The following is a 15,562-nucleotide window of genomic DNA, read 5'->3' as shown; positions in this document are numbered from 1 at the left end:
ATAGTTCTTTTATTTCTCTATATAGTCGCCATTGTCCCTAATGAGTTCTATCAGCTTTTCCACCGCCTCTTCTTCGGGAATGTTCTTTTCGATGCACTCCTTCTTCTTGTAGAGGCTGATTTTGCCTCGTCCGGCGCCTACATAGCCATAATCAGCATCGGCCATTTCTCCGGGACCGTTGACAATGCATCCCATGATTCCTATCTTGAGTCCTTTCAGATGGCCGGTGGCTGCCTTGATACGGGCAATGGTACTTTCCAGGTCGTAGAGGGTGCGTCCGCAGCCGGGACAAGAGATGTATTCGGTCTTGCTGGTACGTACACGTCCGGCTTGCAGGATACCGAAAGCAGTGGCATCCACTACTTTGCCGCTTATGGTTTCTCCTTGGTTGAAGAGAAGGATACCGTCGCACAGACCGTCGAAGATAAGTGCTCCCATGTCTGCAGCCGCTTTGATTTGCAGATTTTCCAGTTCGCTTTCTGCGTAGTGTTCAAAGAATACTACCGGGTTTTTCAGGTCTTCCTTCATCATTTGGTGTACCAGGGCGCGTTGTTCTCCCAATCGGTTGGGGTGATTGCTTTGTGAAACTAATACGACTTCCGGATGATACTTCAGGCAGGCGATGGCTTCGTCATTCAGCCCCATGTACGTGATGAAGAGGAATTTCAAAGAAGCGCCGCAGCTGCTTAGGAAAGGAAGCTGGTCTCCTTTGAAGGCGGGCCAGGCATTGTCCGGTTCCGTTCCGCCGTTACTGTGCTCCATCCAGACATCGGCATCGATGATGCATTGCATGCCTTCCGGAAGTTGCCGGGGGATGGAGCGCCCCGTATAGATATAGTCCGGCATGAATTGCGGGTTGAAGTCCATATCTCCGTCCAGGCGTGCAGCGATGACCACAGGCAGATTGTCTCCACCGATATGGTGTACGGCACCGGTCTTGCGGCGGGTGGGAGAGAGATAATTGAATTCCGGTACATCTGCTCCGGGGATGTAGGGGTGGTCGTGTCGTTGTACAATGTAATCCACCAGTTTGCGGGCTACGGGGATTTCTGCCTCCGGAGCTTCACTCAGGGAAACCCGGATAGTGTCACCCAAACCATCTGCCAGCAGGGCACCGATGCCCAGGGCTGACTTGATGCGCCCGTCTTCTCCGTCTCCGGCTTCCGTTACACCGAGATGCAGCGGGAATCGCATGCCTTCTTGTTCCATTACGGCTGCCAGCAAGCGCACTGTCTTTACCATGACCACTGTATTGGACGCCTTGATGGAAATGACTACATCCGTGAAATTCTCTTGCACGCAGATGCGCAGAAACTCCATACAAGATTCCACCATGCCTTCCGGTGTATCGCCATAGCGCGACATGATGCGGTCGGATAATGAACCGTGGTTCACGCCGATGCGGATGGCAGTATGGTTCTCCTTGCAGATATTAAGGAAGGGGACAAAGCGGTCGTGTATCTTCTGCAACTCCTGGGCATACTCTTCATCGGTATACTCCAAATGTTTGAAAGTACGTGCTGCATCCACATAGTTTCCCGGATTGATGCGTACTTTTTCTACATACTGTGCTGCCACGTCCGCTACCTTCGGGTTGAAGTGAATGTCGGCCACAAGCGGCACCATATATCCGTCCTGGCGTAGGCCTATGTTGATATTCATCAGGTTTTCAGCCTCTTTGATGCCTTGGGCCGTGAGGCGTACATACTCTCCTCCGGCGTCGACAATACGTTTGGCTTGCGCCACACTGGCTTCTGTGTCCTGCGTAGCGGTGTTCGTCATACTTTGTATGCGGATAGGATTGGAGCCGCCCATAGGGGTGGCTCCAATGTTTACTTCTGATGTTTCCCGTCGGGAATAGTTGAATAAATCCACGGTAATAAGTGATTAGCGTTTAGTGATAAATGATTAGTGATAAGGGATCAGTGACTACATATCATCTTACTAATCCCTTATCCCTAATCCCTCAATTAGTCTTGTATTCGTACTTCACCTCCTTCAAGTCCTCATTTGCCTTAACTATTTTCTTTTTCAGCCCTTCTTTATAGGCGGCGAATGTTTCAGCCAATGAGGAATCGCTCAGTGCCAGCATCTGTACGGCAAGGATGGCAGCGTTCATGGCACCATTAATGGCAACGGTGGCTACCGGTATGCCCGGAGGCATCTGGATGATAGAGTAGAGGGCGTCTACGCCATCGAGTACAGACCCTTTTACGGGAACCCCGATTACCGGCAGTGTGGTATTGGCAGCAATGACGCCGGGCAGTGCGGCAGCCATACCGGCAGCGGCAATAATCACTTTAATGCCGCGTTGGCGGGCATTCTTGGCAAATTCCTCCACTGCTTCCGGTGTGCGGTGAGCAGAGAGAGCGTTCATTTCGAACGGTACATGCAGGTCATTGAGCAATTGCGCGGCCTTCTCCATAACGGGGAGGTCGGAAGTGCTGCCCATGATGATGCTAACGATTGGAGACATGAATCTTTAAATTATTAAAGGGTTAATTTTATAAGGGTTAGGGATTAACGATTAGGGGTTAGGGACTGCGCTATCATTCCGTCCGGTGCTAATCCCTAATCCTTTCATTTCATTCGTTTATCAGCGCTTTGTAGGCTTCGGCATCCAGCAGGCTGTCGAAGTCGGCATCAGCGGCGGGTTTGATTTTGATGAGCCAGCCTTCGCCGTACGGGTCCTGGTTTACCAGTTCCGGTTGGTCAGCAAGCGCTTCGTTCTGTTCCAGAATTTCTCCGCTTACGGGCAGGAAGAGGTCTGAAATGGTTTTTACTACTTCAATGGTGCCGAACACTTCGTTGGCGGCCAACGTTTCACCTTCGGTTGGGATGTCGACAAACACAATGTCGCCCAGTTGCTCTTGTGCGTAATCGGTAATACCTACATAGGCTACATCACCTTCCAGGCGAATCCATTCGTGTTCTTTGGTGTACTTTACATTAGTCGGGAAATTCATGATCATTAGTTTTTAAGGGTTGATACTATGTAAATTAAAAGTTGAAAATTAAAAATTAAACAAGGCTCTTAAAAAAGGAAGATTCGGAACAATATGTTGCTCAGCGGGTGGAGTACCAGCAACGAGCAAAGAAGCCCTACGGCAAAGCCTCCCATAACTTCGCCCAGGGTGTGGTGTCGTAGGATGATGCGGGCGGTGCCCAGCACGCCAGCCACCAGTATAAAGAGGCATAGCCACCATACGGGATTGTAGCTGAACAAGGCACTGAAAGCTACCAGTCCGCCAATTACGGCTCCGGCGCCTGCCATGTGTTCGCTCAGTTTCCATTTTAAGTTGACAATGACGCAGATTATCATCATTACCAGAGCGGAGAGTATGATGCCGGTCATATACCACGGGATATTGAGCCGGTGCATCATGAGCAGGCAGAATACATAGGAAGTGATGGTCAGAATAAAGGGAATGTATCTCTTTTTTCGTTCCACCAGTTCTTCCGGACTGAAACCGTTGATTTTGCGGAAGATGAAGATAGTCAGTGTAGGCATCAGGATGGTGAAGCAATACACCACGCCCAATACTATCAACTTGTACTGCAACGGCATGATGCGCAGGTACGAGAATATAAACAGAACCAGAAAAGCCAGGAAAGGGATGGAGAACGGTGTGAATACCGCCGAAATCACTTTCGCTGTTCTGATTAAAGTTTTATCTGCTATAATATGCTCTTCCACAACCTAATTTTATTTACGATTTGACTATTTACAATTTACTATTTGAATGCACTAATCTTTAAACCTTAATCCCTAATCGCTCATCCTTTTCTCTCATCTTCTCAGTCTTGCCACGGGGATATTCATCTGTTGGCGATACTTTGCCACCGTGCGGCGGGCTATGGGATAGCCTTTCTCCTTCAGCAGCTCGGTCAGTTCGTCATCGGTCAGAGGCTTTTTCTTGTCCTCGTTGTCAATGCACTCTTTGAGTATCTTGCGTATTTCGCGTACAGACATCTCTTCGCCGTCTTCGGTTGTGTAGCCGTCGTTGAAGAAGAACTTCAGCGGGTAGATGCCGTAGTTGGTCTGTACATACTTGCTGTTGCTCACACGGGAGATGGTCGAGATGTCCAACCCGGTGCGTTCGGCAACATCTTTCAGAATCATGGGGCGGAGCAATGACTCGTCTCCTTCGAGGAAGAAAGGACGTTGCAGGTCTATGATGGCCTGCATGGTAGTCATCAGCGTATTCTGGCGTTGCTTCACGGCGTCGATGAAACCTTGTGCGGCATCCATTTTTTGTTTGAGGAACATCATGGCTTCGCGGGATTCCTTGGACTGGTTGGCCCGGTTCTTGGTGTGTTCTTCCACCATCTCGGTGAAGTCGCGGCTCATGCGCAGTTCCGGCACGTTGCGGTTGTTCAGTGTCACGTTGATGGTACCGTCGTCATAAGTGTCTACCAGGAAGTCGGGCACAATCTGCTGCATGTTCTTGCCGATGGCTTCGCCGAGCGAGGCACCGGGACGGGGATTCAGCTTGCAGATTTCCTTAACGGCTTGTTGCAGGGTATCTTCGCTGATACCTAATTTCTGCATAATCTTGTCCCAATGCTTGCGGGTGAACTCTTCGTAGCACTGGGTAAGAATATCTTCTTCTATATAGTATTGTGGAGGCGAGGGCATGGGCCGTTGCGCTTCCTTACGTCGAATCTGGATGAGCAGGCACTCTTGTAGGGTGCGGGCGCCCAGACCGGCGGGGTCGAAGTCTTGTATAATCTTCAATACTTCTTCCAGCTCTTTGGGAGAAGCGTCGATACCGGCGTAGATGGCGAGTTCGTCGCTGATACTGTCCAGCGATTTGCGCAGCAGGCCATCGTCGTCCAGCGAGCCGATGAGATATTCGGCCAGTTCGCGCTGGTGCGGAGTCAAGTCCTGCTCGCCGAGCTGCTGGCGCAAGGTTTCATAGAAGGAGGTGGCGTCGGAAAAAGGGATTTCTTCTGCCTGCTCCCCTTTGCTGCGGTTGTTCTCCTGCAGCTTGTAGTCGGGGATATCGTCTTCGTTCAGATAATCGCTTAAAGAATCATAGCTGGTGTCTCCACCGTCTTCTGAGCCGGTTTCCGCATCGGGTGTGTCGGGGTATTCGTCGCTGGGAGTATCCTCCTTACCCTCTTCCAGTGCCGGATTTTCCAGAAGTTCGGCACGTACGCGGTCCTCTAGTTCCACGGCGGGAAGTTCCAGCAGCTTTACCACCAGAATTTGTTGCGGCGACAGCGTTTGTATCTGCTGTTGCGCTTGGGTCTGTACTTGTCGGGAGCCTTGTGCCATATTTTTATAAATTATTCTATGCACTCATTGTGCATCTTCTTTCAGATATTTACCGCAAAAATAGTGAATAGTTCGATAACACGAAACCTCTCTGATGATATTTAACAAGAAAAGAGGAAACAAGCTTTTGCCAATAGCTTGGCAAACTTTTGCCATGCCTATGGCAAGACTTTGCCAACGCGGTGGCAAAACTTTGCCAAAGGCTTGAAAAACGTTGGCAAAATAGTCTTCTGATTATGAACTATATAGATTAATCTCCTTTTTGTATTATCTTCTTTCAAAGATTATCTATATCTTTGTCCTATAACTACTAAAACAAGGAATGTTATGTTTGCTAAAGAAACGTATGTGCAGCGCAGGGCCCAGCTGAAAAAAACGATAGGCTCCGGAGTGTTACTGTTTTTGGGTAACGATGAACAAGGTTTGAACTATGAGGACAATACTTTCCGTTACCGCCAGGATTCCACTTTTCTCTACTATTTTGGCTTGTCATTTGCCGGGCTGTCAGCTCTCATCGACATAGATGAAGATAAAGAAATCATTTTTGGCGATGAGCTGACCATCGACCATATTGTCTGGATGGGTACCCAGCCCACCCTTCACGAAAAGGCTTCTGCTGTGGGAATTTCCGAAACCCGTCCTTTTGCCGACATCGTCGGTTATCTGCACAAGGCTGTACAGAAGGGACAGACCATCCATTATTTGCCCCCTTATCGTGCCGAGCATAAGTTGAAACTGATGGACTGGCTGGGTGTTCCTCCGGCACGTCAGGAAGGGTCTGTACCGTTTATCCGTGCGGTGGTGGCACAGCGCAACTACAAGTCGGCAGAAGAAATAGCGGAAATAGAAAAGGCATGCGACGTGACTGCTGACATGCACATCACCGCAATGAAGGTGCTTCGTCCGGGCATGTACGAATACGAGGTTGTGGCCGAAATGAACCGTATCGCCGAGATGAACAACTGCGAGCTGTCTTTTGCCACGATTGCTACTATCAACGGGCAGACTTTGCACAACCACTATCATGGAAATAAAGTAAAGCCGGGTGACCTCTTCCTGATTGATGCCGGCGCCGAGCTTCCTTCGGGTTACTGTGGCGACATGTCGTCCACCGTGCCTGCGGACAAAGCTTTTACTCCACGCCAGCGTGCCGTTTACGAAATCCAGAACGCCATGCACTTAGAGTCTGTCAAAGCCCTCCGTCCGGGCATTCCTTATATGAAGGTGTACGAGCTTTCCGCCCAAGTGATGGTGGAAGGGCTGAAAGAGCTGGGCTTAATGAAGGGCAATGCTGAAGATGCCGTACGCGAAGGGGCGCATGCTTTGTTCTATCCCCACGGACTGGGACACATGATGGGCCTGGACGTGCACGATATGGAGAACCTGGGTGAGCTTTGGGTAGGCTATGACGGCCAGCCCAAGAGTACGCAGTTCGGTCGCAAGAGCCAGCGCCTTGCTATCCCTCTGGAACCGGGCTTTGTGCATACGGTTGAGCCGGGCATTTATTTCATTCCCGAGTTGATTGATTTGTGGAGAGGAGAGAAGAAGTTTATGGACTTCATTGACTATGATAAGGTGGAAGAATACCGTAATTTCGGTGGCATCCGCAATGAGGAGGATTATCTGATTACCGAAACGGGAGCGCACCGTTTGGGTAAGAAAATTCCGCTGACGCCGGAAGAGGTGGAGGCATTACGTTGATAACCACATTTTTAATATATACAGAAAGCCGTTTGTCCCGGTAATGCCGGTGACAAGCGGCTTTCAAATACAATATGTATGGTTTATGCGTGTAGTTCCAGAACGAACCGTGCTCCCTTGTTGTAGCTGCTGTCCAGTGTCAGGCTGCCGTTCATCTTGGTGGCAATCAGTGAGCAGATGGGTAGTCCCAGACCGTCGCCTTGCGTCAAGTCCTTTACTTCGGTGAAAGGCTTGAAGATGTTTTCGCGTTGCTCCTCGGGGATACCGCAACCGGTGTCGCTGATGATGAACTGGTGGGTGTGCGCACCGCGTTTCTTGAAGTCCAGCCATATTTTCCCTCCGGCAGGGGTGTGCTCGGCGGCGTTTTCCAACAAATGCAACAAGACGCGTTCCAGTTGCTCAGGGTTGATTTTCACATTCAGTTTTGGAGCGTTCACGGTCAAGGTGACATCCTCTTGTGTCATCCCTTTGATTTTGTCCATGATGCCTTCACAGAAAGTGGAGATATTCTTTTCCTGCATTTCGTAGGGTTCGGACAAGGTAGTTTCCAACTCGGACAGTTCCTGGATATGGTTGGAGAATGCATGCAGGGCTTTTATGCCCGGCAGTGAGGCGTCGAGCGTGTCCAGTGTCGGTTCCATCTGGGCGGAAATGTTCTGGATGAATTTGGTTTTCAGCTCATTGTGCTCATTGGCAATGCTGATGGCCTTCTTCTGTTTACGGGTGAGGATGATGAAACGCAGCAATACGATGGCGCCGAATACCAGTGCGGCGGCAAGGATGGCGGCGAGTATGCAAAGCCCGATGATGATGTACTGCTTGGCGCTTAGGGAATCATCTTTCTCCTGGATAGTGGCCAGGCTTTCATCGTATTTCTTCTTCAGGGCGTTCAGTTCCTCTTGGGCGGTAAGCGCCTTTACGGAGTCGGTCCATAGGATGTACTTGTCGTAGGTGCGTGCCACCAGTCCGGCATTGTTTGCTTTGCGGGCGATACTGATAAGAGTCTTGTAGCATTCGTCTACTTTGGCGTAGTTCTTCTGTTCCTTATATTGCCCTATCAGGCGGTTGGTAGCCGCATCACCTTGTGTGTTCATGCCGAAGGTGTAGTAATAGTTGGCCTGCGTATAAAGCAGGTCGTTGCTCAGAGAGTCGTTGTGAGAGGCTTTGGCGGTCTCTTCCAGTTTGGTCAGCTGTTCCTTGGCACGTGCGGGATTTTTCAGGTTGATGTACATCTGCAGGCGTTCCTTGTTGATGCGGAAACGTAGGTTGGGCATGGCCTTGCCCGTTTTCTGTTCGCCGGTTGCCACCACTTGCTCGGCACCGCGCAGCAGTTCAAAAGCTTCTTTATAGTAATTCTCCCGATGGTAGAGGGCGCTGGCATTGACGCCGCATTCCACTGCCTGGGCATACTTGTCTTGCGTGGCAAAGGCATTGTAGGCTTGCAGGAATAGATAGCGGGCTTTGATATATTCTTTTTTCGTAAGATTTTCTTGTGCTTGTTTCATCAATTCGTCTGCACGGTTTTGCGCATGGAGTTGAGTAAAGATGCAGAAAGTCGCTAAGAGAAGTATCGAAATAATTTTTTTCATGTGTACGTTTGTTTTATTTGCTCACAAAGTTAGAATAAAAACTTAGTATTTGAAGCTACTGCCTCCTAAAAATTCTCTCAATAAGGATGTCGGTGGAATTTCTTTGTCCTGCACGGGGGTGAAATATTTGATGAATTTCAGCAACCGGTAGGCTTCTGCGTATTCCGGACAGTTCCGTGGAACACTGGTAAGGATGGGCTCTGCGTGGCAGCGGAGCACGGCGAATTCGAACAAGAGGGCAGAGTTGAACATAACGTCGGCATTTTCCTGGTAGGGGAATATCCATTTGTCCTCGCCGGCACGTACACTGGGCCAGCGTGAAATGGTCTCTTGTGCCGAGTAGCCGCGGTAGTTGAAGTCGCGGATGATGCGGCGCAGCAGGCGGTTGTCCGTGGTGGGAATCCAGTTGTGGTCGTCCAGCGAGATGGTGGTTAGGGCGGATACATAAATCTTGTATTTGCTGGCGGCGGGAATCTGTGGTGTCAGTTCAGGGTTCAGGGCATGGATTCCTTCCAGGATGAGGATGGTATGCTCGTCGATGCGAAGTTTGTCGCCCTTGTACTCTTTCTTCCCGAGGTTGAAGTTGAAGCGGGGCAGCTCCACTTCTTCGCCACGGAGCAATGCCTGCAGCTGGGTGTTGAAGAGTTCGAGGTCGAGGGCGTAGAGTGATTCGTAGTCGTAGTTTCCGTTTTCGTCGCGTGGGGTGTCTTCACGGTCTACGAAGTAGTTGTCCAGCGAGATGGGATAGGGACGCAGGCCGTTGGTCATCAACTGCACGCTGAGCCGCTTGCTGAAAGTCGTCTTTCCGGAGGACGATGGACCGGAGATGAGTACGAGCTTCACCCGGTTTCCGTTTTCGCCGCGGTGGTAGATGTCGTCAGCTATTTGGGCTATCTTTTTCTCCTGCAGGGCTTCGGCTACGTTGATGAGGTCGGTGGCATGGCCTGTCTCGCAAGCCAGGTTGAAGTCGCCCACGTTACTCAGCCCCATGATGTAGTTCCAGCGCAGGTGTTCCTTGAATACGTCGAGCATCTTCTCCTGTTTCACCACTTCTTCCAGTACATTCGGGTTCTCCTTGTTGGGGATACGCAGCAGCAGGCCGTCGTAATACTTCACGATGTCGAACAGCCAGATGAACCCGGTACTGGGCAGCAGGTTGCCGTAGTAGTAGTCTACGGTGTCGCCCAATGTGTAATAATAGGTATATAGCGAGCCGGAGGTTTCCAGCAGCTTAACCTTGTCGTTCATGCCCCGTTCGCTAAAGATACGCACAGCCTCGGTGGTGTGGCATTCTACACGATGGTAGGGGATGTTTTCGGCGATGATTTCCTGCATCCGTTTCTTGATGGCGGTCACATCTTCCAGCTCTATGGAACGGCCGATGCGCAAGTTACAGAAGTAACCTTTGGATACCGGATGCTCTACGAACAGTTTTCCTTCCGGAAACAGCTCGCTGACAGCTTTGTAAAGAATGAAGCAGAGGGAACGGACATAAGTGCGCATGCCTGAGGAGTCACGTATGTCGAGAAACTCTACATCCTTATTGTTGTATACACGGAAATTCAGTCCTTCGGAACGGTTGTTGACTTTTGCACTGACTACCTGATAGGGGAAATTTAGATTAAAACCGTAATAAATATCCAAAAGTGAGCTCCCTATAGGGAATTCTTTAGAAATATTATTATTTTTGCAACAAATTTGTAACATGTGTTTCATGATGTCTCGTTTTTAGTGGGTTGACACGTTAAATATAGGACATTATAACACGTGAAGGAATGAAACACCTTAAATAATTAAAGATGGAATATTCTTTTTATGATTTTTTAAAGCTACTCGGCTCATTGGCACTGTTTCTTTACGGAATGAAGATTATGAGTGAGGGGCTTCAAAAATTTGCCGGTGACAGACTGCGGAAAATATTGACCGCAATGACAACCAACAGAGTGACCGGTGTGTTGACGGGCGTGCTGATTACAGCACTTGTACAATCTTCCTCTGCAACCACGGTGATGGTTGTAAGTTTTGTCAATGCGGGGTTGTTAACGCTTTCACAGTCCATAGGTGTCATAATGGGTGCTAATATCGGTACGACTGTTACGGCATGGATTATTTCAGCTTTAGGTTTCAAGGTGGACATTGCCGCCTTTGCTCTTCCTCTTCTTGCTTTCGGCATTCCTCTCCTCTTCTCTCAAAAAAGTAACCGCAAGTCTGTCGGTGAATTTATTTTCGGTTTCTCATTCTTGTTCATGGGGCTTTCCTATTTGAAAAACAATGCTCCTGACTTGAGCCAAAATCCTGATATGCTGTCATTTGTGCAGGACTATACCGACATGGGCTTTATCTCCATACTCCTTTTTGTGGGTATCGGTACGGTGTTGACCATGATTGTGCAGGCATCTGCGGCAACTATGGCCATTACGCTTATTATGTGCGCCAACGGCTGGATTAGTTTCGAATTGGGGGCAGCACTGGTTTTGGGAGAGAATATCGGTACAACCATCACGGCAAACCTTGCGGCGCTGACCGGTAATACGCAGGCGAGGAGGGCTGCTTTGGCTCATTTGGTATTCAATGTGTTTGGTGTGATATGGGTGTTGTGTCTTTTTACCCCCTTTACCGAGGCTGTGTCATGGTTCGTAGAGAACGTGATGGGTACTAAAGATCCGGCTGTGGCCGTATCCTTCAAGCTTTCGGCATTCCATACTTGCTTCAATATCTGCAACGTGCTGATATTGATATGGTTCGTGAAGTTTATCGAACGTACGGTCTGTGCCATTATTCCAATGAAGGAGCAGGACGAGGAATATCGCTTGCGTTTTATCTCGGGCGGTATGCTTTCTACGGCAGAGCTGTCCATCTTGCAGGCAAGCAAGGAAATACATCTCTTTGCCGAACGTACCCGCCGTATGTTCGGAATGGTGCAGGACTTGCTGCATACGGAGAAGGATGATGATTTCAACAAAGTGTTCAGCCGTGTGGAGAAGTACGAGAATATCAGTGACAGCATGGAGCTGGAGATTGCCAATTATCTGAATCAAGTGTCCGAAGGGCGCCTGAGTTCGGAAAGTAAGTTGCAGATACGTGCCATGCTGCGTGAAGTGACGGAGATAGAGAGCATCGGCGACAGCTGCTATAATCTGGCACGTACCATCAACCGCAAGCGCCAGACCAACCAGGATTTCACCGAGAAGCAGTACGAGCATATCCATTTCATGATGAAGCTGACGGATGATGCCTTGGAGCAGATGATTGTCGTGGTGGAACATCCGGAGCATGCAGGCGCGGATGTGAACAAGTCCTTTAATTTGGAGAACGAAATCAATAATTACCGCAATCAGCTGAAGAACCAGAATATTTTGGATGTGAACAACAAGGAATATGATTACCAGATGGGTGTTTACTATATGGACATCATTGCAGAATGTGAAAAGCTGGGCGACTATGTGGTGAATGTAGTGGAGGCCAGCAGCGATATAAAAGAAAAGAAAGCGTCTTAGGACGCTTTCTCAAATTCTTCTTTGCCTACTCCGCACAAGGGGCAAACCCAATCTTCGGGAAGGTCTTCGAAAGATGTTCCTGGTTCTATTCCATTTTCAGGGTCGCCTAATTCAGGGTCATAGACATAATCGCATACAGTGCAAATGTACTTTTCCATAAATTTCTTTTTTAGGTTTATTCTTCTATAATAACGTTTAAAAGCCCTTTTTGTTTTATTGTTGAACAAAATAGTCTATTTTTGTTTCTTATTAAAACAACATTTATGAAAATGGCCGACAAGCTGTTCTGTGCGATTATGCGGGATGCCATAGAGAATGCCGGCTGTTCCAAATCGGTGTTTCTGGCGAATATGAGCCATGAAGTCTGTACTCCGTTGAACGTAATTGTCGGATTCTCGGAATTGCTGGCCTCTGCATCGACGGGCGAGGAGGAGATACTGTTACTGGAAATTGTGCAAAGTTATTTCTACGTAAAAGACACGGGAACCGATATTCCTTAGGAGAAGTTGCCACATGTTTTTGAACGTTTCGTCAAGCTGAAGCAGGGAAAGGAAGGTACCGGACTGGGGCTCTCCATTTGCCAGACCATTGTCCGCAAATTGAGGGAGGCGAAATAGGCGTGGAATCGGAAGAAGGGGCAGGTTCGACTTTCTGGTTCACATTGCCGTGGGAGCCTGCAACCGGACCGAAACTGGTAAGGGAAAAAGAGAATCGATGACAGTCAATTAATCACTAATCATTATATAGGTATTGTTTTCCCGGATTATTATTGTATTTTTGCGTTCCAAAATTAAACCTAAAGACTTGCATGACTGCAATAAAGGATGATTATTATCATGTCGGGCTGACCGACGAACAAGTGCGGAAGAGCCGCGAGGAACATGGAGTAAATTTATTGACGCCTCCTAAACGGCCTTCTTTATGGAAATTGTATCTGGAGAAGTTTGAGGACCCCGTAGTAAGGGTATTGCTGGTTGCCGCTCTGTTTTCTTTGATTATTTCCATTGTAGAGAATGAATATGCCGAGACTATCGGCATTATAGTAGCCATTCTGCTGGCTACCGGTATCGGTTTCTTCTTTGAATATGATGCCGGAAAGAAGTTTGACCTGCTGAATGCAGTGAACGAAGAAACTTTGGTGAAAGTAATTCGTAACGGACATGTGCAGGAGATTCCCCGTAAAGATGTAGTGGTGGGTGATATCGTGGTGCTGGAAACCGGTGAAGAGGTTCCGGCGGACGGTGAATTGCTGGAAGCCATTTCCCTGCAAGTGAACGAATCGAATCTGACCGGTGAGCCGGTAGTGACGAAAACTACCGTAGAAGCCGACTTTGACGAAGAGGCTACGTATGCTTCCAACCGCATTTTACGCGGTACAACGGTGGTGGATGGACATGGCGCCATGCGTGTGGAGGCTGTGGGCGATGCTACGGAAATCGGTAAAGTGGCACGTCAAAGTACCGAACAGAATACGGAACCTACTCCACTGAATATTCAGTTGACCAAATTGGCCAATCTAATTGGAAAGATTGGCTTTTCCGTAGCGGGTCTGGCTTTTCTCATTTTCTTTGTAAAGGATGTGGTACTGGTCTATGACTTTTCTTCATTCCACACCTTCCGTGATTGGCTGCCGGCCTTGCAGGCTACTTTGCAATACTTTATGATGGCAGTTACCCTGATTGTGGTGGCTGTGCCCGAAGGATTGCCGATGAGCGTAACACTCAGTCTGGCGTTGAACATGCGCCGTATGCTCTCCACCAACAATCTGGTGCGCAAGATGCATGCATGCGAGACGATGGGAGCCATTACAGTGATTTGTACCGACAAGACCGGTACATTGACCCAAAATCTGATGCAGGTGCATGAACCCAATTTCTATGGTTTGAAGAATAACGGGCAGTTGGGGAATGATGACCTCAGCAAGCTGGTAATGGAAGGTATCAGTGCTAACTCCACTGCTTTCCTGGAAGAAGAGGTGCCTGGCGAGAAGCCGAAAGGGGTGGGTAACCCCACGGAGGTGGCACTGCTGCTTTGGCTGAACAGCCAAGGATGCGACTATCTGGCGCTGCGTGAGAAAGCTACGGTTATCGACCAGCTGACTTTCTCTACGGAAAGGAAATTCATGGCTACCCTGGTGCAATCCCCCCTGATTGGGAAGAAGGTGCTGTATGTGAAGGGAGCTCCCGAGATTGTTTTGGGTAAATGCAAGGATGTCATGTTGGACGGCAAGCGTGTGGATGCGGTGGAATACCGTTCTACAGTGGAGGCTCAGTTGCTCAACTACCAGAATATGGCTATGCGTACACTTGGCTTTGCATTCAAGATTGTGGATGATGCGGAAGCGTCTGATTGTGTGTCATTGGTTGCTGAAAATGACTTGTCGTTCCTCGGTGTGGTTGCCATCAGTGATCCTATCCGTCCGGATGTGCCTGCGGCCGTTGCCAAATGCCAGTCGGCAGGTATCGGAGTGAAGATTGTGACGGGAGATACACCGGGTACGGCTACCGAGATAGCACGCCAGATTGGTCTGTGGAAACCGGAGGATACGGAAAAGAACCGCATTACGGGAGCTGCATTTGCCGAATTGACGGATGAGGAGGCATTGGACCGTGTGATGGACTTGAAGATAATGTCGCGTGCACGCCCCACAGACAAACAGCGTCTGGTGCAACTGTTGCAGCAGAAAGGTGCGGTAGTGGCTGTGACGGGTGACGGCACGAATGATGCTCCTGCGTTGAACCATGCGCAAGTGGGACTTTCGATGGGTACCGGGACTTCCGTTGCCAAGGAGGCCAGCGACATCACGTTGCTGGATGACTCCTTCAACAGTATAGGTACGGCCGTGATGTGGGGACGTTCTCTATATAAGAATATACAGCGTTTCATTGTTTTTCAACTGACTATCAATTTTGTGGCTTTGTTTATCGTTCTCCTGGGTTCACTGGTGGGTACGACGCTTCCTTTGACCGTCACGCAGATGTTGTGGGTGAACCTGATTATGGATACGTTTGCGGCCCTGGCCTTGGCGTCCATTCCACCCAGTGAGAGCGTGATGAAGGAAAAGCCGCGTAAGAGTACGGATTTCATTATAACCAAGTCCATGAGGTATTACATTTTGGGAATGGGTTTTGCCTTTCTGGTATTGCTTATGGGAATGCTCTTCTGGTTTAACAGTGAAGAGGGGGGGATGACTACCTATCGGTTGACTGTGTTCTTCACGTTCTTTGTTATGCTTCAGTTCTGGAACTTGTTCAATGCACGTGTGTTCGGCACTTCGGACTCGGCGTTCAAGGGTATTTCCAAATCTTATGGCATGGAGCTGATTATACTTGCCATTTTGGGCGGACAGATACTGATTGTACAGTTTGGTGGAGCTGTATTCCGCACAGTGCCGCTCGATTTTATGACTTGGATGACGATTGTCGTTTCTACCTCGTTTGTTTTGTGGATAGGTGAACTGGTTCGCCTTATCCGACGTTTAACACAGAAATAGT

At 49.0% G+C, this 15,562-nt stretch carries 11 protein-coding genes and 1 pseudogene; 4 read left to right on the top strand and 8 right to left on the bottom strand.

All coding sequences use genetic code 11. The features are described 5' to 3' along the window. Positions 1-9: 9 nt before the first annotated feature. From JXR92_RS02780 to rpoN, 5 genes are all read right to left on the bottom strand, one after another. Positions 10-1,875 (bottom strand): 4-hydroxy-3-methylbut-2-en-1-yl diphosphate synthase, encoded by a 1,866-nt coding sequence (locus tag JXR92_RS02780; protein ID WP_117964677.1) that lies wholly within the window; start codon positions 1,873-1,875, stop codon positions 10-12. Positions 1,876-1,966: 91 nt separating this feature from the next. Then, complete coding sequence (gene purE, locus JXR92_RS02775) at positions 1,967-2,476, bottom strand: 5-(carboxyamino)imidazole ribonucleotide mutase (protein WP_008662630.1); 510 nt, start codon at positions 2,474-2,476, stop codon at positions 1,967-1,969. 109 nt (positions 2,477-2,585) lie between these two features. Further along, positions 2,586-2,966 (bottom strand): glycine cleavage system protein GcvH, encoded by a 381-nt coding sequence (gene gcvH, locus JXR92_RS02770; protein WP_117600283.1) that lies wholly within the window; start codon positions 2,964-2,966, stop codon positions 2,586-2,588. A 68-nt stretch (positions 2,967-3,034) separates the two neighbouring features. After that, positions 3,035-3,697, bottom strand: coding sequence for a phosphatase PAP2 family protein (locus tag JXR92_RS02765; protein ID WP_131225577.1), 663 nt, complete (start codon positions 3,695-3,697; stop codon positions 3,035-3,037). Between the two features lie 93 nt (positions 3,698-3,790). Then, positions 3,791-5,281: an RNA polymerase factor sigma-54 gene (gene rpoN / locus JXR92_RS02760; protein WP_138344675.1), complete on the bottom strand. Its 1,491-nt coding sequence runs from the start codon at positions 5,279-5,281 to the stop codon at positions 3,791-3,793. A 327-nt stretch (positions 5,282-5,608) separates the two neighbouring features. Between rpoN and JXR92_RS02755 the strand changes: the two genes are divergently transcribed. Further along, a complete protein-coding gene (locus JXR92_RS02755) occupies positions 5,609-6,982 on the top strand; it encodes an aminopeptidase P family protein (protein WP_117600183.1) in 1,374 nt (457 codons plus the stop codon). An 83-nt stretch (positions 6,983-7,065) separates the two neighbouring features. On the opposite strand, the gene JXR92_RS02750 is transcribed toward JXR92_RS02755, so the two are convergent. Both JXR92_RS02750 and JXR92_RS02745 read right to left on the bottom strand, forming a co-directional pair. Continuing rightward, a complete protein-coding gene (locus JXR92_RS02750) occupies positions 7,066-8,571 on the bottom strand; it encodes a sensor histidine kinase (protein WP_138344674.1) in 1,506 nt (501 codons plus the stop codon). Between the two features lie 42 nt (positions 8,572-8,613). Continuing rightward, positions 8,614-10,287, bottom strand: a complete 1,674-nt coding sequence (locus JXR92_RS02745; protein ID WP_005834505.1) for a nucleoside kinase — start codon at positions 10,285-10,287, stop codon at positions 8,614-8,616. 83 nt (positions 10,288-10,370) lie between these two features. Between JXR92_RS02745 and JXR92_RS02740 the strand changes: the two genes are divergently transcribed. Beyond that, positions 10,371-12,068, top strand: a complete 1,698-nt coding sequence (locus JXR92_RS02740; protein ID WP_005834507.1) for a Na/Pi cotransporter family protein — start codon at positions 10,371-10,373, stop codon at positions 12,066-12,068. On the opposite strand, the gene rd is transcribed toward JXR92_RS02740, so the two are convergent. After that, complete coding sequence (gene rd, locus JXR92_RS02735) at positions 12,065-12,226, bottom strand: rubredoxin (protein ID WP_005830549.1); 162 nt, start codon at positions 12,224-12,226, stop codon at positions 12,065-12,067. The two genes, JXR92_RS02740 and rd, sit on opposite strands and share 4 nt — an antisense overlap. Positions 12,227-12,367: 141 nt before the next feature. Here rd and JXR92_RS02730 point away from each other — a divergent pair. Together JXR92_RS02730 and JXR92_RS02725 are read left to right on the top strand one after the other, a co-directional pair. Beyond that, positions 12,368-12,786, top strand: a pseudogene (locus tag JXR92_RS02730) (sensor histidine kinase); the annotation flags it as partial. A 90-nt stretch (positions 12,787-12,876) separates the two neighbouring features. Next, positions 12,877-15,561 (top strand): calcium-translocating P-type ATPase, PMCA-type, encoded by a 2,685-nt coding sequence (locus JXR92_RS02725; RefSeq protein ID WP_138344673.1) that lies wholly within the window; start codon positions 12,877-12,879, stop codon positions 15,559-15,561. Position 15,562: the final 1 nt, after the last annotated feature.

It is taken from the genome of Bacteroides parvus (assembly GCF_017309675.2).
Classification (GTDB): Bacteria; Bacteroidota; Bacteroidia; order Bacteroidales; family Bacteroidaceae; genus Bacteroides; species Bacteroides uniformis.
The sequence above is the reverse complement of the archived record's forward strand: the minus strand, read 5'-3'. Positions and strand labels throughout refer to the sequence as shown.